This window comes from Gordonia spumicola (assembly GCF_009932475.1).
In the GTDB taxonomy this organism is placed as follows: domain Bacteria; phylum Actinomycetota; class Actinomycetes; order Mycobacteriales; family Mycobacteriaceae; genus Gordonia; species Gordonia spumicola.
Map to the genome: position 1 here is coordinate 1,978,503 of NZ_BJOV01000005.1, position 24,963 is coordinate 2,003,465.

The window sequence follows — 24,963 nt, forward strand, 5'->3', positions numbered from 1 at the left end:
CACTTGTACACAACGACGACAGCCGCCGGATCGGACGATCCGGCGGCCGCTCCGAAGAAGTCGTCAGCCCTGGTAGGTGACGTTTCCTTCGAAGTAGGTCGCGTCGACCTTCACCTGACCGACGTCGGTCGGAGCCACGTCGAACAGGTTCTTGTCCAGAACCGTGAGGTCCGCGTACTTGCCGACCTTGATCGAGCCGCGCTCGTCCTCGGTGAACGTCAGCTTGGCTCCGTTGATCGTGTACGAGGTCAGCAGCTGAGCCAACGTCCCCTGCTCCGCCGGGTTCAGCGGCTTCTGACCGGGCTTGCCGGTCACCGGGTCGAGGCGGGTGACGCCGACTTCGAGACCGGTCGGGACGTACATGTCGGTGGCGAAGGTGGCGTCGGACGGGAAGTCGCTCGAACCGACCACGGTCAGCCCGGCGTCGACCAGCGACCGGTACCGCATCGCGTTCACGTACTCGGGCAGCGTCTTGTACTTGTCGTACCAGTCCTTGCCGAACCACGGCGGCTGCGGAACCATCAGGATCCCGAGTCGTTTGGCGCGCTCGATGTCGGCGGCCTTGAACCAGTCCGCGTGGGTGATCGCGTGGCGCTTGGTGGCGAACTCCGGGTCGGTCTTCGACGCGAACTCGTACGCGTCGAGGATCGCGGCCGTCGGGTAGAAGCCGGGCGACCCGATGGCGTGGGTATAGATGCGGAACCCCTGCTTGTCGAGGGCGGCGACCGTCTCGTTGAGAACCTTCTGGTCCCACACGAGCTTCGGTGCGCCGACGCCGTCGGCGAAGATCTTCACCGAGTCGAGCGCGAAGTGATCACCCTTGTAGGTGTCGCGCATCTTGACCAGGTGATCGATCTGCGAGGTTCCCTTCGTCTCGTCGACCCACTGCGCGAGGTCGAACCGGACGGTGAGCTTGTTCTCCTCGTCGAGGGCCGAGAAGGCCTGCAGGAGCGTCTCGGTCGGGTAGTGGATCGGCACGAAGGTCGACGTGATGCCGTCCTTCGCGGCGACCTTCTGCCATTCGAGGATCGTCTGCTTGTACTCGTCGACGGTGAAGTCCGACTGCGGCAGCTTCGAGATGACGAGGTTCTGCGCGCCGAACTCCTGCAGGACGCCGTTGGGCTCGCCCTTGGCGTCGCGGACCACGGTGCCGCCCGCGGGCTGCGGCGTGTCCTTGGTCAGGCCGGCCCGTTGCAGCGCCGCGGTGTTCGCGAAGAGGGTGTGGTGATCGTTGCTGATGATCGCGACCGGAATGTCCTTGATTCCACCGTCGATCAGTTCTCGAGGAGTGGTGCCGGCGGCCTTCGCGTCGTCGGCGATCGTGTCCCAGCCGACGGCGCGGATCTGCTCGGCGTCCGGATGCTCGGCCCGGAAGTCGCGGAGCGCCTGCTGCTTGGCCTTGACGTCGCCGTCGGTGACATTGGCCCAGAAGATGCTCTCGGCCTTGAGGTACGCGTGATTGTGTCCGTCGACGAAGCCGGGAGTGAGCATGCGGCCCTTGAGGTCGACGACCTCGGCTCCGTCCTCGTACTCGCGAGCACCCGCGTCATCGCCGACGTAGACGATCTTGCCGTCGCGCACGGCGACCGCCTGCGCCCAGGGCTGTCCCGGTTCGACCGTGTAGACCTTGCCGCCGGTGAACACGATGTCGGCCGCCTTGTCGTCGTCCGAGGACGATGAGCAGGCGGTCAGCGACAGTGCGAGGACCGCCGCCATCGCGCCGACCTTCGTTCCGATCCGCATGAGTGGCTCCTAATACATGAGGGAGAGGATGTGACTCGAACCACCGTATACCTACTGTCGACAGGTTGTATACAAAAATCTCGAATTCGTCAGACCCAGCCGCGCGCCAACCAGGCCGCCAGACCCAGCCCACACACGGAGACGACGACCCGCAGCAGCGTGGGATTGATCCGCTCCACCACCGGCGGTCCGACGTATCCGCCCGCGAAACCGCCGATCGCCATCGCCAGCGCGGCCGTCCAGTGCACGGGGCCGAAGAAGGCGAATCCGATCGCGGCGACCAGATTCGCGATGCTCAGCACGTAGCTCTTGAGCATGGCGGCGCGCCACAGGGGCTCGGCGCTCATCGTCAGCGTGACCGCCAGGATCATCACTCCCGCACCCGCACCGAAATAGCCGCCGTACACCGCCACGACGAACACCGCGATCGGATAGAGGACCGGGAATCGACGCCCGCCCGCGAGGCCGCGGACGAACGGCTGACACAGCAGGGAGACCGAGGCGATCGCGATCAGGACCGGGACCACCGCTTCGAACGACTCACCCGGCGCGACGAGCAGCGCGATCGCGCCGACGACGCCGCCGAGCACACCCATGAGACCGAGCACACGCATCTGCGACGGCTTCTTCGCCAGCTCGGGCGCGGATTTGGCGACGGCCCCGCCTCCGACGGCCACCATCGCGACGGTGTTGGTGACATTCGCGGACACCGGCGAGAGCCCGATCGCGAGGAGCGCCGGATAGGAGACGAGCGACGCGAGGCCCGTCAGGTATCCGATCAGGCCCGCCGCGAAGCCGGCTCCGATCAGCAGAACGAACTGCGCAACGGACATTTCCACTCCTCACCGTCGGCCAGAAACACAACCTGACCTGCTATTTCAAGAAACTCCTTGCAACTTTGCACACAGGTCGTATACAACTTTGGTAGCCGAAGTGGTCCCCATCACAAGGCGCCGGGCGAGGTAGTTGCGCCACAACTACCCGCCCGACTTCACACACCAACTCGTCGACCTGGAGCCGAGACATGGCGAATGCAAGTCCTAACACTAACAAGAAGAGGGTGGGCGAAAGCCTGCCAGTCGTCGCCGGCTCGAGCCTCGCGGGCACCGCGGTCGAGTGGTACGACTTCTTCCTCTACGGAACCGCGGCGACGCTCGTCTTCAACGACGTCTTCTTCCCGTCGTTCGATCCGCTCGTGGGCACCATGCTCGCGTTCGCCACCTACGCCGTCGGCTTCATCGCCCGCCCGCTCGGCGCCGCGGTCCTCGGACACCTCGGCGACGTCAAGGGCCGTCGTTCCACCCTGATCGCCAGCCTGATGCTGATGGGCGTCTCCACGTTCCTCATCGCGCTCCTGCCGAGCTACGCGTCCATCGGCGTCGCCGCACCGATCATCCTGATCGTCCTCCGCCTCGTCCAAGGGTTCGCCCTCGGCGGCGAATGGGGCGGAGCCGTCCTGCTCGTCTCCGAGCACGGCGGAGCCGAACGACGCGCCTTCTGGTCGGCGTGGCCGAACCTCGGCCCGCCGCTCGGCAACCTGATGGCCGCGGGCGTCCTCGCCGTGCTCGGCCACGTCATGAGCGAAGACTCCTTCAACTCGTACGGCTGGCGCATCGCCTTCGCCCTGTCGGCGCTGCTCGTGATCATCGGCCTCGTCCTCCGCCTGTTCGTCCACGAGACCCCGCTCTACAAAGAGGCCCAGGAGGCGTCCGAGTCGGCCCACGGCGAACGGCGTGCACCCCTCAAGGAGGCCGTCACCGGCCACTGGCGCCTGATCCTGCTCGCCGCCGCGACCCGATTCGGCGAGAACGCCGGCTTCTACATCTTCGCGCTGTTCGTGATCACCTACGTCAGCAACAAGAAGATGCTGCACCTGGACAAGTCGATCGCGTTGAACGCGGTGATGATCGGCATGGTCGTCGCGATCGTCGCGATCCCAGCCATCGCCATCCTCGCCGATCGGATCGGACGCAAGCCGATCTACATCACGGCGTCCGTCGCGACCATCGTCTGGGCGTTCGTCTTCTTCTTCCTGCTCGACACCAAGAACACCGCCGCGATCTACATCGCCGTCGCGGGCGGCCTCCTGATCTTCGCCGCGTACAGCGCCGTCATCGGCGCGTTCTTCTCCGAGCTGTTCCCGACCGAGATCCGCTACTCCGCGGTGTCGCTCGCCTACAACCTCGCATCCGTCGTCGCGGGCTCCGTCGCCCCGCTGCTCGCCGTCGCCCTCTACAAGTGGTTCGGCACCGGCTACGCGATCGCGACGTACCTGGCGCTCATGGGCGTCATCTCGTTGATCGCCACACTGAACACGAAAGAGACGATGTCCGTGGATATGGCGACCATCGGCGCCACCGACGAGGAAGCATCGGACCTAGTCGACACCATCGCATAACCGACCAACCGAGAACGAGGAGACGACATGTCACGCAACGACCAGCGGGTGCTGGCCCCCGAACGGGCATACCAGTGGCTGCATTCGACCATCGTGACCACGCCCCGCGAGCAGGAACTGTTCCTGACCGAGGCGGAGATCGCCGAACAGTCCGGCCTGTCCCGGACGCCCGTGCGCGAAGCTCTCCTCCGACTCGAGTCCGAGGGGTTCGTACGCAGAGTCCCCCACAAGGGCGCGTACGTCCCCGCGGTCACCGACCGCGACGTCGAGGACATCATGGCGGCGCGACTGCTCGTCGAGGAGAACGCGATGCGCGAGGTCGCCCAGTCCGGAACGGCCCACACCCTCGGCCTGCACGAACTGATCGCTCGGCAGTCCGACGAGACCGACCCGGTCCGCTTCATCGAGCTCGACCTGGCGTTCCACACCTCGATCCTCGAAGCCGCGGGCAACGGAGTCCTCGTCGACTTCTACCGTTCGCTCCGGGATCGACAGACCCGGATGGGCATCCGCGCCGTCTCGGTCCTCGCTCAACGGCGCGTCCAGGTGCTCGCCGAACATCAGGCCATCGTCGACGCCCTGGAGGCTCAGGACTCGGCAGCCGCCGAGCGCGCCGTCCGCAGCCACCTGCACGCCACGCTCACATCGATCATCAATCCCGCCCACCTGCCCGACTGAGGAGAAGTACGACAATGCGGATCGCAATGGTCCAGATCGCCAGCGCCGACGAGGAGACCCCCGACGCGCGCCTGGCACGAGTGACGGAGATGGTGCGCGGCGTCCCGACCGACGTCGACCTGATCGTCCTCCCCGAACTGTGGAAGGTCGGCTTCTGCCACTTCGACGAGTACGCCGCGGCGGCCGAGCCGCTCGACGGGCCGACCGTCACCGCGATGTCGGCGATCGCCGCCGAACGCGGATGTCTCGTCCACATGGGTTCGATCGTGCGCCGCGCCGACGACGGCGCGCTCTACAACACGTCGGTGCTGCTCGGCGCCGACGGCTCGATCGTCCACACCTACGACAAGGTCCATCTCTTCGGATACAAGTCCGTCGAACCGGAGATCCTGACCCCGGGGACCCACGTCGACGCCGTCGACACCGAGTTCGGCGCACTCGCCGCAGCGACCTGCTACGACCTGCGCTTCCCACCGCTGTGGGCGAGCCTCGGCGAGACCGGCGCGGACATCGTGATCGTCCCCGCCGCCTGGCCCGCCCGCCGACGCACCCACTGGCAGCTGCTGACCGGCGCCCGCGCCGTCGACAACCAGGTGTACGTCGTCGCGGTGAACGCCGTCGGCACGCACGCGGGCGTCGAACTCGGCGGCCACAGCCGGGTCGTCGACCCGTGGGGCGAGGTCGTCGCCGAAGGAGGCGTCGACGAAGGCGTCACCGTCGTGCAGATCGACCCGAGCGTCGTCACCGCGACGCGCACCGAGTTCCCGGTCCTGCGCGACCGGTTGACCGACTACACCACCATCGAGATCCGGAAGGCTGTTCACGCATGACCACCGCGACCACGTCACTCACCCTGCGGGTCGAGGGCACCGACGAGACGATCGAATTGACCGACTTCCGGTCGATCGTCGCAGGCTACACCGGGCGCGACGCCCAGAAGGTGCAGCACCACATCGACGAGCTCGCCGCGATCGGCGTCGCACCGCCGCCGCAGATCCCCATGATCTACCCGATGCCCGACGGCGCCGTCACCTCGACCGCGGACCTGACGGTCGCGGGCGACAACACCTCGGGCGAGGTGGAGCCCGTGCTGATCCGGCACCACGGCACGTTCTACCTCGGCGTCGGATCGGACCACACCGACCGGACCCTGGAGACCGTCGACATCGGCGACTCGAAGGCCGCGTGCCCCAAACCGATCAGCGACACGGTCGTCCCCGTCGACGACTGGGCGGCCTTCGATTGGGACGCCTGCGCCATGCGCAGCACCGTCGACGGCGTGATCTACCAGTCGGGCGGACTGTCGGGACTGCGTCGCCCGGACGACCTGTGGGCCATCGTCGCCGAACGCCTCGAGCTGCGCGACGACGAAGACGTCGTCTGCTTCGCCGGCACCCTGCCACTGCTCAACGGGGAGTTCGTTCCCGGCACCGCCTGGAATGTCGAACTCACCACGCCCTCGGGCGAATCCATCGGACACAGCTACACCATCACCACCAAGGAGAACTGATCATGCGCACCGGAGCCGAATACCTCGCCTCGCTCAACGACGGCCGTACCGTCATCGTCGACGGCCAGGTCGTCGAGAACGTCGGAGAGCACCCCGCGTTCGCCCCGATGGCGAAGACCATTTCCGAACTGATCGACATCGTCCACGAGCAGCCCGACGTGATGCAGTACGTGGCGCCGGAGACCGGTGAGCCCGCGAACCGCACGTTCTCGATCCCGCGCTCGCGCGAGGACCTCGCCGCTCGCCGCAAGGCCATCGAGACCTGGGCGAATCACACTCACGGCTGGGTCGGCCGCAGCCCCGATCACGTCGGCACCTTCCTGGCGTCGTTCGCCGCGAACACCCAGGTGTTCGAGGTCGAGGGCGGCAGCCACGACTTCGCGGCCAACGTCAGCGCCTTCTACAAGCGTCTGCTGAACGAGAACCTGTACGTCTCGTACGCGATCATCCCGCCGCAGGTCTCGCGCGCCACCACCGCATCGGGTTGGGAGGGCGAGTTCCTGCAGGCAGGCGTGGTCGAGGAGACCGAGGAAGGCCTCGTCATCCGCGGCTCGCAGATGCTCGCCACCGGCGGAGCCGTCGCCGACGAGATCTTCGTGTCGTGCATCAAGCCGCTCGGCCCGGACGACAAGGACTTCGCCGTCGGCTTCGTGGTCCCCGCTAACGCCGAGGGCCTCAAGCAGTACTGCCGCCGCCCGTACATCACCGGGGCGACGAGCTCCTTCGACTACCCGCTGACCAGCCGCTACGACGAGTCCGACTCGCTCCTGGTGTTCGACGACGTCCTCGTGCCGTGGGACCGCGTGTTCGTCGACCGCGACACCACCGGCGTCCGCCGCCAGTTCTTCGAGACCGGCTCGCACGTGCTCGGCAACTGGCAGGCCCAGATCCGCTTCGCCGCCAAGCTGCGCTTCATCGCCGGCGTGGCCCGCCGCGTGACCCAGGTCAACGGCGTCGACAAGATCCCGTCGGTGCAGGAGAAGCTCGGCGAGCTCGCCGCCCTCGTCAGCGGTGTGCAGTCGTCGGTCCTGGCCGCCGAATACACGGCCGAGCCCGACGCCAACGGGCAGTGGCTGCCCGGCCGCCAGGCCCTGTACGGCTCGATGGGCCTGCAGTCGGAGACCTACCCGCGCGTTCTGGCGATCCTGCGCGACCTCGTCGGCGGCGGCGTCCTGCAGCTCCCGTCGAGCGTCAAGGATCTGACCAGCGACGTGTCGAAGGACGACATCGCCCGCTACGTCCAGTCGCCCGGCGTTCCGTCCGAGGAGCGCGTGAAGCTGTTCAAACTCGCATGGGACATCGTCGGTTCGGAGTTCGCCGGTCGCCACCAGCAGTACGAGATGTTCTACGCCGGAGCCCCTTTCGTCGTGAAGGGCGCCTACACCTTCCGCAACTACGACTACGACGGCGCGCTCGCCTCGGTCCAGGACTTCCTGGACGGCTACAGCGTCGCCGACAGCCAGTAGTCCAACCGATCTCGAAAAGGAGACCGATCATGGCTAAGCCAGAACACGAATTCCACCCGATCACCGACATCGAGTACACCGAGTGCCCCGGCGGGAACCCGCTCATCAAGGAGCGCATTCTCGCCAAAGACGAGGAGACCGGCGTCGCCACTCGCATCCTCCGCTACGAGCCGGGCGCCGACTCGTTGCCGATGGGCCAGCTCACCCACGATTTCTGGGAGGAGGTCTACATCATCGAGGGATCGTTCGTCGATCTCTCCCTGAACCAGACCTTCAGTGCGGGCGACTTCGCGATCCGCCCGCCGGGGATGCCGCACGGTCCGTGGAAGACCGACGAGGGCGTCCTGACCTTCGAATCCCGCTACTACTCGAGGTAGGTCGAGATCATGGCACTCCCAGCCTTCAGCCAGGCGCAACCGCTCGAGATGCGCAACGCCATGGGCCGCTTCATGACAGGCGTCGCCATCGTCAGCACCGGTTCGGGCGACGACGTCTGCGGTATGACGATCAGCTCGCTGACGTCGATCAGCCTCGACCCGGCGATCCTGATGGTGTCGCTGAATCACGGTTCGCGGACCACCGACATGATCTCGGAGACCCGCAGGTTCACGGTGTCGATCTTGAACTCACGGCAGGAGGCCGTCGCCCGCCATTTCGCGACGCGCGGCGGATCCCGCTTCGAGACCATCGAATGCGACACCGGCGAGTACGGTCTCCCGATGATCAAGAACGCGTTGGTCCAGGCTGAATGCTCGGTGGTGCAGGATCCCGACGTCGGCGATCACCAGGTCTTCTTCGGTCAGGTGGAGAATCTCCGCTACCGCGACGGCAGCGGACTCGTCTTCAACGCGGGCCGCTTCGGCGACTTCCACGACTTCGGTCACGACGAGATCCCGTGGTGGTTCTGATCTGACGCTCCCCTCCCGGGCGCCCCGACGGCCGAGCCCCTCACCCCGACGGTGAGGGGCTCGGCCCGTCCGTTCGCCGGGCGCGTCAGTAGTGACCGGTCATCTGGAAGGCGAGCCACAGCTCCGCCCGAACGGTCGGGTCGTCGAGTTCACGGCGGATCGTCTCCTCGATCCGGTTGATCCGGTAACGCAGCGTGTGCCGGTGGATGCCGAGTTGTTTGGCCGACGCGTCGGCCTGGCCGTTGTTCGACAGGTACGCGACCAGCGTCTTCGCGAAGTCGACCCGCGACCCCTCCCCCAATGCGACGATCGGCGCGATCGCCGACTGCGACCAGGCGACGACGTCGTCGCCGGTCAGATGCCTCAACAAACCGGCCTCCACCACATCCCGGGCCACCACCAGGTGGCGGGTGCGGCCGGACGACGCGTGGAACACGTCCTGCACACGCCCCCACGCCCCGGGCAGTTCGGCGAGCGGCACCACCTCGCTCGCGGAGCCGCGGCAATGGGGAACCCGCCGCAGAACCGCTTCCAACGTGCGCAGATCGCCCTCGGCGGTCGGCAGCACCACGGCGACTCGCCCGGGCGACAACTCCGCGCACAGCGTGTCGATGCGTCGCAGCGCACGATCGGACTCGGCGGCCTCGAGCAGGTCCGCCGCGTGTTCGGGAAGAGTCACGAGCATCGCGGCACGCACATCGCCGTCCGGGACGGTCACGCCGAGGGCCTCCGCCGTCGACGTCGCCAACTGATCGTGGCCCGCCAACAGCAGGTTCAGCACGGCGAGTCGGCTGCTCCGGGCCACCCGATGCAGCGCGTCGGTCCGACGGACGTCCTCCGCGAGCAGATGGGTCGCGGTCTCGACGAGCAGGTTCTCGTCGGGTGTCAACGCCGTCGCACGCCCCACCGCGAGGTGGCCCCTGACCTTCCCCGACACGATCACCGACCGGATCGACACCGACTCGACCGGGAGCGAGATCGCGACGGCCGTCGGTCCGCCCGGACCGCGGTCGGGCATCTCGGCGAGGACGCGTGCCAGGTAGGCTCGCGCGCTCTCGGGAACCGCTGCGCGCGGGGATCCGTCCGCGTCGATCAGCAGCAGCCATCCGCCGAGGGCCGCCGCGAGCCGTTCGGCGATCGATCTGGCTCCGGCCGAGTTGACGGCGGACCGCACCAGGTCGCGCTGCACACGCGCGAATGCTCCCGGTGTCGTATCGACCATTTCACTACTCCCGACTCGGGCAGGGACACATACTTGGCATGATCAATATACGCAGCGCGCGACGCCGACGTAGCATGAAGTGACACCGCCGCACTCGGATCGGTGCGAACCCCGATTATTCACGTGGAGAGAAGTGCCGACCAATCCCGCCATTCTGAGCGGACTGCAACCGTCCCCGCATCGACCGGCCGTCGCGATACGCCAGGCCGGCGACCGGCAGCTGCTCGTCGAATACGGTCCGATGAAAGCCGATCTGCACCTGAATTTCCGCGTCCAGGCGTTGTGGCAGATATTGAAGGACTCGCCCATCGACGGGGTCGTCGACTCGGCGCCCGGATTCCGATCGCTGCTGATCACGTTCGACCCGGCGCGCACGTCCCGATCCCGGGTCATCGCCGAGATCGCGGCCCGCGAGCAGTCGGCTCCGGACATCATCCACCTCACCCTTCCGAGCCGAGAAGTGGTGCTGCCCATCGCCTTCGACGACTCCCGCACACGCGAGGCCGTCTCCCGGTACCGGACCGACACGCGCGACGACGCCCCCAATGTGTCCGGCGGAGACAACATCGACTACATCGTCCGCTACAACGGGTTCGACGACCGCGAAGAATTCATCTCGACATTTCTCGCCACTACCTGGTGGAACGGCCTGATGGGCTATTTCCCCGGCCTTCCGTCATTGTTCTCGATGGACCCTCGGACGCAATTGACGGTGCCGAAATACAATCCGGCGAGAATGTGGACTCCGGAAGGCGCCGTCGCTCTCGGAGGTCCGTGCGTCGTCATGTACCCGATGGAGGCTCCGGGCAGTTATCAACTGTTCGGAAGATCTATTCCGATGCGCGCCACATTCGATTCGCCCAGAGCGGGAGAAAGCGCCGAAGAACGGAATCTGCTGCGTGTCGGCGACCGTGTGCGCTTCCGCAGAGTCACCGAAGAGGAACTGTTCGAATTGCGACTGGAAGTGTTCGAGAACCGCTATCGGTACGACATCGTCGACTCGGAGTTCGCCGTGTCCGAATACGCCGCCGACGTGAAACGGCATCGGGGCGAGATCGAGACCGTGGCCCGTCGACGGGCCGACGCCGCGGCCCTTGTGGAGGTGCCGTGAACGCCGTCCCCGTGTTCGAGGTCCTCGCCCCCGGCCTGGAGACCACCGTCCAGTCGTATCCGGGCAGAGTCGGTCTCACCGCTCTCGGATACTCGCCGAGCGGCCCGATGGACTCGCGGTCGTTCCGGACGGCGAACGGCCTGGTCGGCAATCCGCTGTCGGCCGCGGCCCTCGAGATCCCGAAGATCGCGATCACCCTCGTCGCCCTCCACGACACCCAGATCGCGGTGTGCGCACCGGACGGCGTCACCGTGAGCCTGGACGACCGACCGGCTCCGACGTGGCAGACCCTCGACGTGAAGGCAGGCAATCAGGTCCGGGTCGGCGGATCGGTGTCGGCCGGGTACCGCGCCTACCTCGCCGTCCGCGGCGGAGTCGACGTCCCGGCCGTCTACGGTTCGACGGCCACCTCGCTCATCGCAGGCATCGGCGGCATCGAGGGTCGCGCGCTGCTGCGCGGCGACGTGCTGTCCGCGGCGAACGTGCGTCCCGTCGCCCGCCGGAGCGTTCCCGAGACGATCCGACCCCGCTTCACCACCGAGTGGGAGATCGAGATCATCCCCGGCCCGCACTGCCACCCGGACTTCCTGACCGCCTCCGACTGGTCCGATCTTCTCGACATCGGCTGGCACGTCGACCTCAACTCCGACCGCGTCGCGACCCGCGTGCGGCCGCACCGCTTCGCGTGGACGGCCGGACTGTCGAACGACGCCGTGGCAGGAGGTCATCCGTCCAACGTCCTCGACCAGGCGTATCCGGAGGGCGCCGTCATCGCGACCGGCGACGTGCTCACGATCTCCGGCCCCGAGGCCAACACCTCGGGCGGTTTCGCCGTCGTCGCCACCGTCGCGCGCTGTGCGCGATGGAAGCTCGGACAGGTCCGGCCCGGCCGTGACGTGATCCGGTTCCGGGAGATCTCGCACGCCGAGGCCCTGGCGCTCGACGAACGCCTCGAGTTCACCGTCGATCCGCGACGCGCGGCCCCCGTCCGCTGAGCGGGCGGCTCGACGACCCACCGTTCGACACCGGCTCGCTCAAGGAGCACCGCGCTCGCTCATCCCGGACCGTCCGGTCCGGGTGAGCGAGCGCGATGAGTCGATCGGCAGCGGTCAGGCGAGACTTTCGGCGAGCGCGGCGAGACGGGCTGCCCGGTCGCGGCGGGCCTGGACGGCCTCGTCCAACGTCACCGTCGTCAGGGTGGTGACCGTCGCCGGAGCCGACTGCCCGACGATGTCCATGTCGGTGCTGATGACGGTGCCGACCATCGCGTAGCCGCCACCGGACACCGCGTCGCGGTGCAGGATGATCGGCTCGGAACCGGACGGGACCTGGATGGATCCGATCGGGTATCCGGCGTCGACGATGTTCGACGGGTCCGACCCCGCGCCGAACGGCTGGGTGCGCGGCACGAAGTCGAGCTGTGCACCCGCGTACCGGAAGCCGGTGCGGTCGGCGACCGGGGTCAACTGCCACGGGGTGTCGAGCAACGTCGACAGGCCCGACTCGGACAGCCGGTAGTCGTACAGTCCGAGAACGATCCGCAGTTCGACCTCCCGCGACAACACCGGGCGGTCGGCGTCGGCGATGCGCCGGGCGACGAACGGCGTCGCCTCCCCGACCGGCACCACGTCGCCCTTGGCGAGGGCACGGCCGCCGAAGCCGCCGAGCGCGCCGAGCGTGTACGTCGACCGCGAGCCGAGGATCTCGGGGACGTCGAAGCCGCCCGCGACGGCGATGTACAGCCGTGCGCCCGCCTCGATGAACCCGAACGACAGGACGTCGCCGTCGGCGACCTCGAGCGACTCCCACTGGTCGCGTTCCTCGCCGTTGATCAGGACCTTCGCACGGCCTCCGGTCACGGCCACCGCGCCGGTGCCGCGGAACGCCAGCTTCGGGCCCATGTAGGGGGCTTCGAGGACTGCCGCGCCCGCCGGATTGCCGACGAGGAGGTTGGCCAGGATCGCCGACGACTGGTCGAGCGCACCCGACGGCGGGATGCCGACGTTGTACGCGCCGCTGCGTCCACGGTCCTGAATTGTCGTCGCGAGGCCGGGTTCGACGACCTCGACAGCTGCGTCAGTCATGGAGCGCTCCCAGGAGATTCGTGTTGTATGCGACCGGGTCGGCGAGGAACTCGTCGAGCTCGAAGTCGACGGGCACGATGCGGTATACGTCGTCTCCGCGTTCGGCCGCCGCCTCGAGTTCGCGGTACTCGGCCTCGTCGACCGGCCGGAACTTCACGATGTCGCCGGGACGGAACAGCACCATCGAGTCACTGAACACCTCGTGACCCTGCGACGGGTCGAAGATCGGCAGTGGCGTGACGCCGAACATCTGATAGCCGCCCGCGCCCTTCACCGAGTAGATGCAGGCGAAGCAGCCGCCGTGGCCGACGGTCAGCTTGGGCGTCTCTGTTCGCGGGCGCAGATACTTGGGCAGTTCGAACGCGTAGTCGGCCTGATCGACCATCTGGAACATGAACGGCAGTCCGGCGACGAAGCCGACCATCGACACCATCCACGGTGTGGAACTGTGCTTCTCGATGAACTCGTCCACCGACGAGAGTCCGAGCTCGACCATGCCGTACTCGAGGTCGGTGCCCTCCGGTCGTTGATGGCGGTCGCGGAACTTGGCTCCGACCTCGCGCGTGTACGGGTCGTCGTACCAGACGGGGATCTCCAGGATCCGGGTGGAGATGCTCGGGCGCTCCTGCCGGGCGACGTCGGCCTCGATCTCGCGGACCGCGGCCTCGAGGTCGGCGGGGGCCAGCACCTCGGGGTCGAACCGGATCAGCAGCGACGCGTTCGCCGGACAGATGTCGAGGACCCCGTCGATGTCGCGCTCCGCGAGCCGCGAACTGATCGCACCCGCCCGGAAGAACGCCGACAGCGACATGTCCTCGGCGATCTGCACCACGAGATGTTCGTCCGCGCCCCACGAGTAGCGGGCCTGATCGGGCAGTGCCGTCGTGGTCACGCCGCGCCCGCCTCGGCTCGATCTGCCATCCATCTCTCCAGCCAGGTGGTGTGGAACGCGCCGGACGCGAACTCGGCCGACCGCAGGATCGTCTCGACGAACGGAGCGGTCGTCACGATCCCCTCGACCTCCAGCTCGCCGAGCGCGCGGAGCATGCGGGCCCTGGCGATGTCGCGGGTCGCGCCCCACACGATGATCTTCGCGAGCATCGAGTCGTAGTACGGGCTGATCACCGAGCCGGTGATGACGCCGCTGTCCAGGCGCACGAACGGGCCGCCGGGCAGGGCGAACTTCTCGAGCGTGCCCGGGCTCGGCAGGAAGTTCATGTCGGCGTTCTCGGCGTTGAGACGGATCTCGATCGCGTGACCGCGCGGCACCAGGTTCTCCTGGACGAACGACAGCGGCTGACCGGACGCGACGCGCAGCTGTTCGGCGACCAGGTCCTCGCCGAACACCATCTCGGTGACGGGATGCTCCACCTGGATGCGCGTGTTCATCTCGAGGAAGTAGTAGTCGTTGCGCTGCTCGTCGTACAGGAACTCGACGGTGCCCGCGCCCTGGTACTGGACGGCTTCGGCGAGACGCACGGCGGCATCGCACATCCGCTGCCCCACCTCGGGGGTGACGAACAGCTGCCCCGCCTCCTCGACGACTTTCTGCCTGCGGCGCTGCACCGAACAGTCGCGCATGCCGAGATGGACGGCGCGCACTCCGTCGCCGAACACCTGGACCTCGATGTGGCGGGCCCGCGGGATGAACCGCTCGATGTAGACGGCGTCGCTGCCGAACGCCGCGCGCGCCTCGGCCTTCGCCGTCTTGATGGCCCCGACGAGGTCGCTCTCCTGTTCGACGATGCGGATGCCTCGACCGCCGCCGCCCGCCGACGCCTTGATGGCGAGCGGGAAGCCGATCTCGGCGGCCACCGCGACCGCTTCGTCCGGGTCGGTGAGCTCACCGGCCGAACCGGGGACGGTGTTCACGTCGGCGGCCTTGGCCGAGCGACGGGCCGACACCTTGTCGCCCATGTCGCGGATGGCCTGCGCCGCCGGGCCCACCCACACCGCTCCGGCGTCGACGACGGCCTGCGCGAAGTCGGCGTTCTCCGACATGAACCCGTATCCGGGATGCACCGCGTCGGCTCCGCTCGACTCGATCGCCGCGAGCACGTTGGGGATGTTCAGGTAGCTCGCGGTGGCCTGCGCCGGGCCGAACGCACACGGCCTCGTCGGCCAGACGCACATGCTCCGCGTGCTCGTCGGCCTCGCTGTAGATCGCGACCGTCGTGATGTCGAGCTCTCGCGCGGCCCGGATGATCCGCACCGCGATCTCGCCTCGATTGGCGATCAGTAGTTTCTGCATCGGTCCTGGTCCTATTCGGTGTCGACGGTCGCGACGACGTCGCCGGGAGCGAGGGTCGCACCGTCGTCGACGGCGAACGACGCGAGCGTTCCGGCGGCGCCCGCCTTGACCTCGCTGAACTGCTTCATGATCTCGACGAGACCGATGGTGGTGTCCGCGGTGACCGCGTCGCCCTCGTTGAGGAAGGCGGGCTCGCCGGGGGCCGGGGAACGGTAGAAGACACCGGGGAGCGGTGAAGCGACGTTGTGCTGCGCCATGATGAACGCCTTTCGGGAAATGGAGAGTGGGGGCTGTGGCGACCGGACCGTCAGGCGGCCAGTCTCAACTCTGTCAGGACCTCGCGGACCGTGGTCGCGATCTCGACGGCGTTCGGTGTGTCCGAGTGGACGCAGACCGAGTCGACGCGGATCGGGAACTCGGTGCCGTCGTCGGCGATGGCGACGCCGTCGCGGAGGGCGCGGACCGCACGTTCGCGGGCCTCGTCCACCGGGGTGGCGTGCGGGCGGCGGGCGACGATCAGCGAACCGTCGTTGCGGTAATTGAGGTCGACGTAGAACTCGGCGACGAACGGGACGCCGATCTTGTTCGCGGCCCTCTCATGCTCCGAGTTGGGGATGCCGAAGATCGGCACGCCGTACTCGGCCGCGACGGCCGCGACGGCCTCGGCCATCTCCGCGTCCTTCGACGTCATGCCGTACAGCGAGCCGTGCGTCTTGATGTGATCGAGGGAGCCGCCCTCGGCCTTCAGGAACGCGACGAGCGCACCCGTCTGGTAGCGCACGATGTCGGCCGCCTCGTCGGGGAACAGCTTCATCTCACGACGACCGAAGCCGACGAGGTCGGGGAGTCCGGGGTGCGAACCGATCGTGACGCCGCCGGCCAGCACGTTCGTGACCGTCTCGTGCATTCCGGTCGGGTCGCCTGCGTGGAAGCCGCATGCGACGTTGACCGTGTCGACGAGCGGGATCAGCGCATCGTCGTTGCCGAACGAGTGGATGCCGAAGTTCTCGCCCATGTCGGAGTTGAGGGAAACCATGATTCCTGCCTTTTCAGTAGTGATGTCGCGGCGCCGTCGGCGGCGCGCGCGGTGCTATTCGGGGTCGTTCTCGTACTCGTAGAAGTCGGTGAACAGCTTCCCGTTACGTCCCCAGTCCTCGCGGGTCACGTCGGTGAAGATGAACTGGATCGTCTCCGTCTTGCACTTGGCGATGCGGGCGATCTCGGGGGTGAGGACCTCGACCATCTCGCGCTTCTGCTCGAGGGTGCGGCCGGGGAACCAGTCGATGCGGACGAACGGCATGTGAGCCTCCTGCTGATGGAATTGGATGCAGTGCTGGTCAGGAGTGCGCGACCCGGGGGTCATCGCCCGCGGGATCGACGTAGATCTCCTCGCCGCGGACCTCGACGGGGAACTTCGCGAGTTCCGCATGCGCCGGATTGATGCCCTTGCACGTCCCGAGGTCGAACTGCCACAGATGCAGTCGGCACGTCAGCTTCGCTCCGTCGAGTTCCCCTTCGACGAGCTCGACCTGCTGGTGCGGGCAGATCGCCTGGGTGGCGATGACGTCTCCGCCGTCGAGGACGGCGATCAGGATCTCCTTGCCGCCGACGGTGAACGACTCCATGTCGCCCTCCCAGATGTCGTCGAGCGTGGTGACGAGTTCGAATGCCATGTCGCGTGTTCCTAAAAGAATCGGTCGTAGTGGATGTTGTCTGTGGAGACGCCGAGTTCGAGCACGAGCTTGCGGACCACCGCGTCGGTCATCATCGGCGGTCCGGCGATGTAGATGTCGCGGTCGGCGAGGCCGTCGACGGTGTCGTGGTCGATCAGGGCGTGGATGAATCCGCGCGGCCCGGTCCAGCCGTCGTCGGCGTCGTCCATCGACACCGCCTCGACGAGTTCGACGCGAGCCACCCGATCGCGGACCTCGTCGACGAACTCGATCGCGCACATGTCGACCGGGGTCCGGCCGCCGTAGTAGAAGTCGATGCGGCGGTCCACGGCGTCCGCCCGCTCGGCGAGGCCCCGGACCACCGAGACCATCGGAGCGAGTCCCGATCCGCCCGCGACGACGACGATGTCCCGGCCCGAGTCCTTCAGGTGCGCGTGACCGTACGGACCGTCGATCAGCACCTCGTCACCGATGTCGAGGTCGTCGACGACGATGCCGGAGACCGCTCCGCCGGGCACCCGCTTGATCTGGAACTGCCATTGGCCGTCGTCGTTGGGGAGATTCGACATCGAGTAGGCGCGTTCGAGGCCGCGGGGCGCACCGTCCGGCGACCCGCGGTGGATCGGCGCTCCCGGAACGGTCAGCATCGCGAACTGCCCCGGCAGGAACTCGGCCGCGCCGGGTGCGGTCAACGTCATCTCACGCAGATCGTGCGTGAGGTGACGGACCCGCGTCACACGCCCGGACCGAACGCCGGGGGTGGACTGGTCGGCGAACCAGGCGTCGCCCGCCTGGAGCGCCACCTCGCAGTCGGTGAGCGGCACCGACTGGCATGCGAGCATCTTGCCCTTGCGCTTGTCGCGCGGGGTCAGGCCCGCCGCATCGGGGTCGAGCTGGTGCATCTCCCCCGAGGTGAGAGTGAACTTGCACGTGCCGCACCCGCCGCTGTTGCACTCGTAGGTTGCGGCGACACCGGCCCGGAGGGCGGCACGGAGCAGAGTGTCGGTCGAACCGCACTCGAAGCTCCGACCGTCGCCAGTCGAGATCGCATGTGTGGGGAGCGTCGCCGCGCCCGCCTCCGGACCGGTCACGGTCAGCTCCCGAGGGGGAGCTGGGCGCGGAACGCCGCGGCGTTCGCGATCGCGCGGGCCGACGCGTCCGGGTTGTCCGGTAGCTCGGTGCAGAACGCGTCGATCGCGGCGTCGCCGAGCGGGACCCACCGGTCCAGCCAGCCCTTGATGACCGGCACGTTGCTCGGGTTCTGCGCCATGTGGCCGATCAGCTCCGTCGTCCAGCGGCGCGAACGGTCACTGTCGCGCAGGCCCGCCTCGGCGACGAGCGCGAACAGCGTGTCGCCCTGCCTGCGGGCGCTGACCGCCTGCTGACGGAAGAAGGCCTCGTCGATGGCGGGCTTCGCGACCACGTTCAGCGCGACGAACGCCTCGGCCCAGTCGCGGGTCGCGAGGATGCACTCCATCAGTTCACGGAAACGCTGCCACGCCGGATCGTCCTCCCAGATGCGACGCTCGTTCTCGCCGAGGCCAGCGCCCGGGTGGCTCTTCGCCATCTCAGCGGTGCGGTAGGCGACGTGCGACAGCAGACGCAGCTGGTCTGCGGCCTGGAATGCGGCGCAGTTGGCGATCGTCGACGCCTGCGCCATGTGGACCAGGTACGCCGACGCCATCTGCACCGTGTGCAGCAGGTAGCGGCCGGGTGCGTACAGGCGGGCGAGGGACGCGACCCACTCCGGGTCCAGGCCCGCGTCGTGCTCCTCCAGGTTGTGCTGATCGAACAGGCCCTCGACGTACGTCTCCTGACCGTCCTGCAGGATGTTGTACGTGCGGTAGACGAGCTCATCGGGATCGCGGAACGAGTCCCAGTCCTCGTGGGTGATCGGCGAGCCGTTGCGGTACTTGCGGTACCAGTCGGCCATGAAGCCCTCGTGTCCGACGTCCCACGGCTGCTCCTGGTCACGGGTGTGCCAGAGGAGTTTGGTTGAGACGATCTCGTATTCGGACGGACGACGACGGCGCTTGGCGAGGTGATCCCAGGTCTTCTGGGGACGCAGTGCGTTGGGGGTGCTCATGGGTGTGATTCCTCAGATCTGGCTCACGCGCGGTGAGCGAGGTAGAAGCGGATCTGCTCGGTGCCGGTCTCGATGCGGCCGACGAAGGAGGGCATGCTCACTTCGAGTTCGCGCATGAGGAACGGGCGTCCGAGTTCCTCTTCGATGGTCTCGCGGCGAAGGATGCATTCGCCCCCGTCGACCTCGACGCGGACGTACGACCCGCGGTTGCGGATGTCGACGCGCTGACCGTCGTTGTCGATGACGGCCGCTGCGGCCACGGCGTCGGCGATCTCGCCGACCTGGATGACGGGTCCGACGGGATCGACGATGGTTCCGGTGGTGTCAGTCATGTGATCAGGCCTCGCTGAAGTAGAACTCGACGGTGTCGGTGGGTTCGAGGCCTGCGTCGGCCAACAGCAGGTCGCGCGGGTACGGGTCGTTCGAGCCCTGCTTGCGGGCACGGATCACCTTGCCCGGCTGGTCGGGGACGTGGATGCCGACGGAGTGTTCGGCCGCGGCGGCCGCGACCTCGTCCATCGTGTTCTCGGTGTCGACCGGGACCAGCTTGAGGACGAAGTCGCCGTGGAAGTGCGACGAGATCGGAAAGAGCGCCATTGTTCTTCGTTCCTGTTCTCTTCGGGCGGCCTCAGCCGGCCAGCTCGGTGTTGCGGTAACGGTCGACCCACGCGTAGTCGTGGACGTCGTCACCGCCGGGTCCGACCACGCCGAGTCCCATGTACTCCAGGACGCCGTCGAGGTTCGCGGGCTGGATCTCGCCGCCGAGGAACCGGTCGATGAGGTTCTTGTGGTGGCGGTACCGCTCCGGATCCTGCTGGAAGATCCACTTGTCGACCTCGGACGCGAAGTGGTACTTGCGGTCACCGTGGACGATGCTGATGTCCTTGAGCGTCTTGCCCGGGGTGCCGACGATCGGCAGCTGCGACAGGTTGCACACCATCGGCAGGGTGCCGGGGACGGTCTTGTCCATGCGCCCGGACACCATGTTGTCGATGATGACGTCCCACACCTTGCCGAAGGTGTCGTTCCATCCGGGGTACTTCTCCTCCAGCCAGTCGCGTTCCTCGGGGCTGACGCCCGCCGCCGGATCCCACCACAGGGTCGGGCGCCACGAGTACGTGCCGAGGTGCTGGCCGTGGTGGTGCTCGTCGAGGTCGGCCATGAAGATGTCCCAGTACCACGGCTTCTCGAGACCGAGGTCCTCGATGGACTTGATGAACTGGGTGACGATCCACTCCTCCATGAACTCCTTGAAGGAGCTCTCGCGGACGTCCAGCGGGACGTAGTAGTCCATCGGGATGCCGGAGAGGATGGTGAACAGTCGGTACGAGCGCCAGAACGAGACGTCGATGTGGTTCTGCGCCTTGTCCTTCTGCCCGTTCTCGATCAGCATCTGCAGGAGCGGAGTGCCGAGCTGCGCATGTCGGGCCTCGTCGGACTGGATCGACTGGATGAGCTTGGAGAACGTGAAGTCGCCCGCGTTCGCCGCGTCGCCGGACAGGCCGATGAACTGCAGGTTGGTGAAACCCGTCTCGAACGCGAAGTTCGCATAGATCGAGGTCTCGACCGAGTCGCGGGTCATCATGATGTCGTCGAAGTAGTGGCGGGCGCCGAGCGCCACCCAGTTGTTGCTCCACATGGTCTGGTGCGACCACTCGAACTGACGGTCCTTGTTGATGTACTCGTGCGGGAAGTACAGCTGGATCTGGCCGTGGCGCATCTCGTCGAGCATCCCGAAGGTCGCCATGTTGCGCATGCCGGGAGCCTTGTTCCAGCGGGCGAAGCGCGACTCCTGCAGCGCGGCGCCGTACTCGACGAGCGCGACCGCCGCGTAGTGCTCCTTGAGGATGGAGATCCAGCCCGGGTCGGCCTTGTTGTACAGGTCGGACCGTTCGAGAGCGGCCTTCACCGAGTACGCGCCCTCGTCCTTCTGACGCTGGACGTCGACGTACTCGCGGAACGAGACCTTGTACGGCTCGTCGTACTTGGCCCACACGTCGTCGGGCAGGCCGACGCCGCCGCTGTGCTCCGGCGGGAAGAGTTCGTCCATCGTGATGTACGTGGGCGTCCATTCGGTGGCGCGAGCGAGGTCGTACCACTCGCTGCGTTCGAGCAGTGCCATGGGAACTTGCCTTTCATTTCGGGGCTGAGAGCGCGGCGGACCGCCGGCTCCGATCGATGTCGTTGGGGACGGGTCAGCTGCCGTGGAACGAGCCGAGCGGGCCCTCGCCGCCCGGGTAGCAGAACGTGATGTCCGGCGAGTAGAAGCCGAAGGTCACCTCGAGCGGGCTCGCCGGGCGGAGGGCGTAGACGTCGTGCTCGGGATCGAGGAATTCGAGGGACTCGACGACGAATCCGCCGCGGCTGTCCATGACGAACGGGTAGCGGCCACTGACGAACTCCGAGGTCTTCGGGTCACGCGTGATGTAGCGGAGCTGGCCGGTCCCCCGTGTGAGCGGAGAGTCGTCGACGCGGGCCGTGGTCCGGATGATCGGCTTTCCGTCGATGCTGGTCGTGGCGATCACCTTGTTGTCGGCGGTCACCTCGATCTCGGTGTGGCCGCCGACGGTGGCCGGTACCCCGCGTTCGGCGGCGTAGCGGACCATCGGCTCCGAGCTGTTGAAGTAGTGGGTCCACCAGCGGGCGGGGACGCCGGCTTCGGTGTCGAGCCCGTCGAGGTCGACACCGAGGTAGGTGAGCGAGTACGCGCCGAAACCGTCGACGTCCTCCGCACCGTTCGAGGTCTGGTTCGCATTCGGGACCAGGTACTGGTTCATGTAGACGGCCCTGTCCGAGCGCGGGGACAGCCCCTCGGGCACGAGCGCCGCGACGGCGTCCTCGTCCTCGGGGATCCAGACCAGGTACAGCATCTCGCTGTTCGCGATCAGCTGCGGTGCGTGCAGGGCGCTCGTTGCGGTCATCGACAACTCCTTCTGGTGGGTCACATCTCTTGGGGACCAATGATGTGAGTCACGCCACCGAAAAGGAGTGCGCATGTTGTCCAAGTCTTGTCGTCATGTTGTCCACACCGTCGAACCCGCAGGTCTGCGGCTCCCTCGTGCGCATGACGCGGCAGGATTCTCCTCGACGGAACGTCGAAAACCACCACGTATACGAACAGACACCGCCCGACTGGGCGGTGTCTGTTCGTATACGTGGTGGTTCTCCGAGCGCCTGTCAGGCCCGGCGGTGACCCCCGGCGCGGCGTGCCCGACGGGCGAAGTAGCGGCCGTCGTCGTACGTGAGGACGATGTTCTGCCGGAAGGTCCGCGACAAGTTCTCCGCGGTGAGCGTGTCCTCGATCGCACCCTGCGCGACGACACCGCCCTCCGACAGCATCATCACGTTGGTGAAGCCCGGCGGGATCTCCTCGACGTGATGGGTGATCAAGACCATCGCCGGCGCATCCGGATCCGACGCCAGCGCGCCGAGCCGGTCGACGAGTTCCTCTCGTCCGCCCAGGTCGAGGCCCGCGGCGGGCTCGTCGAGGAGGAGGAGTTCCGGATCGGTCATCAGGCCACGGGCGATCAGGACCCGCTTGCGTTCGCCCTCGCTCAACGTGCCGAACGTACGGTCGGCGAGGTGTTCGGCCCCCATCGACTCCAGGATGTCGGAGGCCTGCGCGCGGTCCATCGCGTCGTAGTCCTCCCGCCACCGTCCGAGGACCGCGTAGCCCGCCGAGATCACCAGGTCGGACACCTTCTCGTCGGCGGGGACGCGCCCGGCGAACGCCGAGCTGACCAGGCCGATCCGCGTCGTCAACTCGCGGACGTCGGTGCGGCCGAGCTTCTCGCCGACGACGAAGGCGTCACCGCGGGTCGGATGGTCCAGGGCCGCGGCCATCCGCATGAGCGACGTCTTCCCTGCCCCGTTCGGGCCGATGATCACCCATCGTTCGTCCAACTCCACCCGCCAGTCGACGGGACCGATGAGGGTCTTTCCTCCACGGACCATCGAGACGTCGTGGAACTCGATGAGCAGGTCGGGATCAGCGCTGAGTTCGGTCACCACACCATCGTGCATGATGACTGCCGCCGTCACGCCGCGGGGGAATATTTTCACCGTCCGACTCGCTGCACTCCGGTGTGACCGACACGCCGCGCACCAGCATCCCCCTGTCCCTCCTCGACCTCGCACAGGTCGGTCCCGGCGAGAACGTCGCCGAGTCGCTCGCGCACTCCCTCGAACTCGCCCGCTACGCGGACCAGCACGGATACACGCGCTTGTGGTACGCCGAGCACCACAACATGTCGGCGATCGCGTCGGCCGCACCCGCCGTCCTGGTGGCTCACATGGCCGCCCACACCTCGCGGATCCGACTCGGCGCGGGCGGAGTCATGCTGCCCAACCATTCGCCGCTCGCGATCGCCGAGCAGTACGGCACGCTCGCCGAACTGCATCCCGGCCGCATCGACCTCGGGCTCGGCCGCGCCCCCGGCGGCGACCAGGCCGTCTTCCACGCGTTGCGCCGCAGCCCCGCCGCGTCCGAGCACTTCCCCGGCGACGTCGTCGAACTCCTGCGCTACTTCTCCGGCGTGGGTGTGGACGGTGTCCGCGCCACACCGGGCAGCGGTACGAACGTCCCGCTGTACATCCTCGGATCGTCCCTGTTCGGCGCGCAGCTCGCCGCCGCCGTCGGACTCCCCTTCGCCTTCGCGTCGCATTTCGCCCCGCAGGCGTTGGAGCGGGCCGTCGACATCTACCTGCGCGACTTCCGCCCGTCCGACCTGCCCGACGGCGGACAGTCCGAACCGTACGTGATGGCCGCGACCACCGTCATCGCCGACGACGACCCCGACCGCGCCGCGGCCGAACTCCACAAGGCGAAGGTCCACCGCATCCGACTGCTGTTCAACCGCGGCCGCAACCTCACGAACGCCGAAGCGGAGATGCTCCTCGACGGCACGCAAGGCGCCCAGGTCGACGAAATGCTCCGCTACGCCGCCGTCGGCACCCCGGACCAGGTCCGCGATCAGTTGGCGTCGTTCGCCGCTCACGCGCGCGCAGACGAACTGATCCTCGCCCCTCTGGCCTCCGACCGCGACGTCTGGTTCGGCACCGTCCGTCACCTTGCTCCGCAGCCCTGAGCGGGGGCGAGCCTAGACTCGTGCGCGTTCGGCGATGACCGTCGTCGATCCGGGCGCGACCTCGGTGAAGCCCGCGTCGCGCACGGCCGCGGCCGCGCCCCGCTCGGCGGCCGAGAGCAGGGCGGCCCAACGGTCGGGCGTCGCGAGTCGGACGTCGATCGGGCAGCCGGCGTCGTACCAGGTCCGGGCCTGGGCCGGTGGGAACAGCGCGACGCCGAGCATCGACGCGTGACCGACCTGTGCGGCCGCCTTGCCCACGGTCATGTCCAGGCCGGGGTTGAGCCACAGGCACAGGCCGTCGGCGTCACCGGTCGGCTCGTCGGACGCGAGGTCGCCGTGGACGTCGGCGCCGCCGATCTGCAGCTTCTTAATCCGCTTGTCCACGTCGGCGACACGGCCGGGGACGAACGCCCGCGCCTGGCAGCCGTCGTGCTCGGCCGTCACACCCCACAACGCCTGGACGTCGTCCCACTGCTTGCCGCGGGCGCGTCGGGCGATCTTCCGGATCCGCGCGCCGCACCAGGCGTCGAGGCGGTCCGCCCACGGTCCGCCGGTCTCGGCGCGCTCGTCGAGGCAGACGAGGGCGCTGGCGCGCGCCGCCGCGACCAGCAGGCCGTGGCGGTTCGGCGGATCGGACTTCTCGATCCGCAGCACCATCGCCATCGCGAGGACGTCTGCGGGGTCGGCCGGATCATCGCCGCCACCGGCGTAGCCGACGAGGCGGTCGTAGGCGTCGGAGAACACCG

28 protein-coding genes and 1 pseudogene are annotated in these 24,963 nt (G+C 67.6%); 10 read left to right on the forward strand and 19 right to left on the reverse strand.

What is annotated here, in order from left to right:
* Window positions 1–63: 63 nt before the first annotated feature.
* Both GYB83_RS20475 and GYB83_RS20480 read right to left on the reverse strand, forming a co-directional pair.
* On the reverse strand, window positions 64–1,743 hold the full coding sequence (locus GYB83_RS20475) for an amidohydrolase (RefSeq protein ID WP_161897141.1): 1,680 nt from the start codon (window positions 1,741–1,743) through the stop codon (window positions 64–66).
* Between the two features lie 89 nt (window positions 1,744–1,832).
* Complete coding sequence (locus GYB83_RS20480) at window positions 1,833–2,576, reverse strand: sulfite exporter TauE/SafE family protein (protein WP_161897142.1); 744 nt, start codon at window positions 2,574–2,576, stop codon at window positions 1,833–1,835.
* A gap of 227 nt (window positions 2,577–2,803) precedes the next feature.
* On the opposite strand from GYB83_RS20480, the gene GYB83_RS20485 reads away from it, so the two are divergent.
* Genes GYB83_RS20485 through GYB83_RS20515 form a run of 7 tightly spaced genes read left to right on the forward strand, consistent with a single transcriptional unit; the run spans window position 2,804 to window position 8,703 of the window.
* Window positions 2,804–4,141 (forward strand): MFS transporter, encoded by a 1,338-nt coding sequence (locus tag GYB83_RS20485; RefSeq protein WP_228461665.1) that lies wholly within the window; start codon window positions 2,804–2,806, stop codon window positions 4,139–4,141.
* Between the two features lie 27 nt (window positions 4,142–4,168).
* Entirely contained in the window at window positions 4,169–4,819 is a 651-nt protein-coding gene (locus tag GYB83_RS20490) for a GntR family transcriptional regulator (RefSeq protein WP_161897144.1), read from the forward strand.
* 14 nt (window positions 4,820–4,833) lie between these two features.
* Entirely contained in the window at window positions 4,834–5,649 is an 816-nt protein-coding gene (locus GYB83_RS20495; protein ID WP_161897145.1) for a carbon-nitrogen family hydrolase, read from the forward strand.
* Window positions 5,646–6,329 (forward strand): DUF2848 family protein, encoded by a 684-nt coding sequence (locus tag GYB83_RS20500; RefSeq protein WP_161897146.1) that lies wholly within the window; start codon window positions 5,646–5,648, stop codon window positions 6,327–6,329. Before GYB83_RS20495 ends, GYB83_RS20500 begins: the two co-directional genes overlap by 4 nt.
* A gap of 2 nt (window positions 6,330–6,331) precedes the next feature.
* Window positions 6,332–7,795: a 4-hydroxyphenylacetate 3-hydroxylase family protein gene (locus tag GYB83_RS20505; protein ID WP_161897147.1), complete on the forward strand. Its 1,464-nt coding sequence runs from the start codon at window positions 6,332–6,334 to the stop codon at window positions 7,793–7,795.
* Window positions 7,796–7,824: 29 nt separating this feature from the next.
* A complete protein-coding gene (locus GYB83_RS20510; RefSeq protein ID WP_161897148.1) occupies window positions 7,825–8,172 on the forward strand; it encodes a cupin domain-containing protein in 348 nt (115 codons plus the stop codon).
* Between the two features lie 9 nt (window positions 8,173–8,181).
* Window positions 8,182–8,703 carry a flavin reductase family protein gene (locus GYB83_RS20515; protein ID WP_161897149.1) on the forward strand — a complete coding sequence of 174 codons (522 nt, stop codon included), beginning with the start codon at window positions 8,182–8,184 and terminating at the stop codon, window positions 8,701–8,703.
* Between the two features lie 85 nt (window positions 8,704–8,788).
* Here the strand turns inward: GYB83_RS20515 and GYB83_RS20520 are convergent, their stop codons facing one another.
* Entirely contained in the window at window positions 8,789–9,925 is a 1,137-nt protein-coding gene (locus GYB83_RS20520) for a PucR family transcriptional regulator (RefSeq protein ID WP_161897150.1), read from the reverse strand.
* Window positions 9,926–10,058: 133 nt separating this feature from the next.
* Between GYB83_RS20520 and GYB83_RS20525 the strand changes: the two genes are divergently transcribed.
* Both GYB83_RS20525 and GYB83_RS20530 read left to right on the forward strand, forming a co-directional pair.
* A complete protein-coding gene (locus GYB83_RS20525) occupies window positions 10,059–11,036 on the forward strand; it encodes a 5-oxoprolinase subunit B family protein (protein WP_228461667.1) in 978 nt (325 codons plus the stop codon).
* On the forward strand, window positions 11,033–12,031 hold the full coding sequence (locus tag GYB83_RS20530) for a 5-oxoprolinase subunit C family protein (RefSeq protein ID WP_161897151.1): 999 nt from the start codon (window positions 11,033–11,035) through the stop codon (window positions 12,029–12,031). The genes GYB83_RS20525 and GYB83_RS20530 overlap by 4 nt, the downstream gene beginning before the upstream one ends.
* A gap of 114 nt (window positions 12,032–12,145) precedes the next feature.
* On the opposite strand, the gene GYB83_RS20535 is transcribed toward GYB83_RS20530, so the two are convergent.
* From GYB83_RS20535 to GYB83_RS20600, 15 genes and pseudogenes are all read right to left on the reverse strand, one after another.
* The gene (locus GYB83_RS20535; RefSeq protein WP_161897152.1) at window positions 12,146–13,120 is read right to left on the reverse strand and encodes a 5-oxoprolinase subunit C family protein; all 975 of its coding nucleotides are present in this window, start codon (window positions 13,118–13,120) and stop codon (window positions 12,146–12,148) included.
* Window positions 13,113–14,012, reverse strand: a complete 900-nt coding sequence (locus GYB83_RS20540; protein WP_228461669.1) for a 5-oxoprolinase subunit B family protein — start codon at window positions 14,010–14,012, stop codon at window positions 13,113–13,115. Before GYB83_RS20540 ends, GYB83_RS20535 begins: the two co-directional genes overlap by 8 nt.
* Window positions 14,009–15,253 carry an acetyl-CoA carboxylase biotin carboxylase subunit gene (locus GYB83_RS20545; protein WP_267130336.1) on the reverse strand — a complete coding sequence of 415 codons (1,245 nt, stop codon included), beginning with the start codon at window positions 15,251–15,253 and terminating at the stop codon, window positions 14,009–14,011. The genes GYB83_RS20540 and GYB83_RS20545 overlap by 4 nt, the downstream gene beginning before the upstream one ends.
* 13 nt (window positions 15,254–15,266) lie before the next feature.
* Window positions 15,267–15,371 (reverse strand): annotated as a pseudogene (locus GYB83_RS23920) (biotin carboxylase N-terminal domain-containing protein); the annotation flags it as partial.
* An 11-nt stretch (window positions 15,372–15,382) separates the two neighbouring features.
* Window positions 15,383–15,628, reverse strand: coding sequence for an acetyl-CoA carboxylase (locus GYB83_RS20550; RefSeq protein WP_161897154.1), 246 nt, complete (start codon window positions 15,626–15,628; stop codon window positions 15,383–15,385).
* Between the two features lie 50 nt (window positions 15,629–15,678).
* Window positions 15,679–16,407: a 5-oxoprolinase subunit PxpA gene (locus tag GYB83_RS20555; RefSeq protein ID WP_186349820.1), complete on the reverse strand. Its 729-nt coding sequence runs from the start codon at window positions 16,405–16,407 to the stop codon at window positions 15,679–15,681.
* Between the two features lie 54 nt (window positions 16,408–16,461).
* The gene (locus GYB83_RS20560; protein WP_161897155.1) at window positions 16,462–16,671 is read right to left on the reverse strand and encodes a tautomerase family protein; all 210 of its coding nucleotides are present in this window, start codon (window positions 16,669–16,671) and stop codon (window positions 16,462–16,464) included.
* Between the two features lie 37 nt (window positions 16,672–16,708).
* Window positions 16,709–17,044 (reverse strand): Rieske 2Fe-2S domain-containing protein, encoded by a 336-nt coding sequence (locus GYB83_RS20565; protein ID WP_161897156.1) that lies wholly within the window; start codon window positions 17,042–17,044, stop codon window positions 16,709–16,711.
* A gap of 11 nt (window positions 17,045–17,055) precedes the next feature.
* Entirely contained in the window at window positions 17,056–18,135 is a 1,080-nt protein-coding gene (locus tag GYB83_RS20570; RefSeq protein WP_161897157.1) for a 2Fe-2S iron-sulfur cluster-binding protein, read from the reverse strand.
* Between the two features lie 2 nt (window positions 18,136–18,137).
* A complete protein-coding gene (locus tag GYB83_RS20575; protein WP_161897158.1) occupies window positions 18,138–19,130 on the reverse strand; it encodes an aromatic/alkene monooxygenase hydroxylase subunit beta in 993 nt (330 codons plus the stop codon).
* Between the two features lie 23 nt (window positions 19,131–19,153).
* Window positions 19,154–19,462, reverse strand: coding sequence for an MmoB/DmpM family protein (locus GYB83_RS20580; RefSeq protein WP_161897159.1), 309 nt, complete (start codon window positions 19,460–19,462; stop codon window positions 19,154–19,156).
* Between the two features lie 4 nt (window positions 19,463–19,466).
* A complete protein-coding gene (locus tag GYB83_RS20585) occupies window positions 19,467–19,727 on the reverse strand; it encodes a toluene-4-monooxygenase system B family protein (RefSeq protein ID WP_161897160.1) in 261 nt (86 codons plus the stop codon).
* Window positions 19,728–19,758: 31 nt separating this feature from the next.
* Entirely contained in the window at window positions 19,759–21,252 is a 1,494-nt protein-coding gene (locus GYB83_RS20590) for a ferritin family protein (RefSeq protein WP_161897161.1), read from the reverse strand.
* A gap of 73 nt (window positions 21,253–21,325) precedes the next feature.
* Window positions 21,326–22,051 carry a hypothetical protein gene (locus GYB83_RS20595; RefSeq protein ID WP_161897162.1) on the reverse strand — a complete coding sequence of 242 codons (726 nt, stop codon included), beginning with the start codon at window positions 22,049–22,051 and terminating at the stop codon, window positions 21,326–21,328.
* A gap of 256 nt (window positions 22,052–22,307) precedes the next feature.
* Complete coding sequence (locus GYB83_RS20600; protein WP_371865349.1) at window positions 22,308–23,084, reverse strand: ABC transporter ATP-binding protein; 777 nt, start codon at window positions 23,082–23,084, stop codon at window positions 22,308–22,310.
* A gap of 131 nt (window positions 23,085–23,215) precedes the next feature.
* On the opposite strand from GYB83_RS20600, the gene GYB83_RS20605 reads away from it, so the two are divergent.
* Window positions 23,216–24,217: an LLM class flavin-dependent oxidoreductase gene (locus GYB83_RS20605; RefSeq protein WP_186349821.1), complete on the forward strand. Its 1,002-nt coding sequence runs from the start codon at window positions 23,216–23,218 to the stop codon at window positions 24,215–24,217.
* 12 nt (window positions 24,218–24,229) lie between these two features.
* Here GYB83_RS20605 and GYB83_RS20610 read toward each other — a convergent pair whose 3' ends face one another.
* Window positions 24,230–24,961 carry a peptidyl-tRNA hydrolase gene (locus GYB83_RS20610; RefSeq protein ID WP_161897164.1) on the reverse strand — a complete coding sequence of 244 codons (732 nt, stop codon included), beginning with the start codon at window positions 24,959–24,961 and terminating at the stop codon, window positions 24,230–24,232.
* Between the last annotated feature and the right edge of the window lie 2 nt (window positions 24,962–24,963).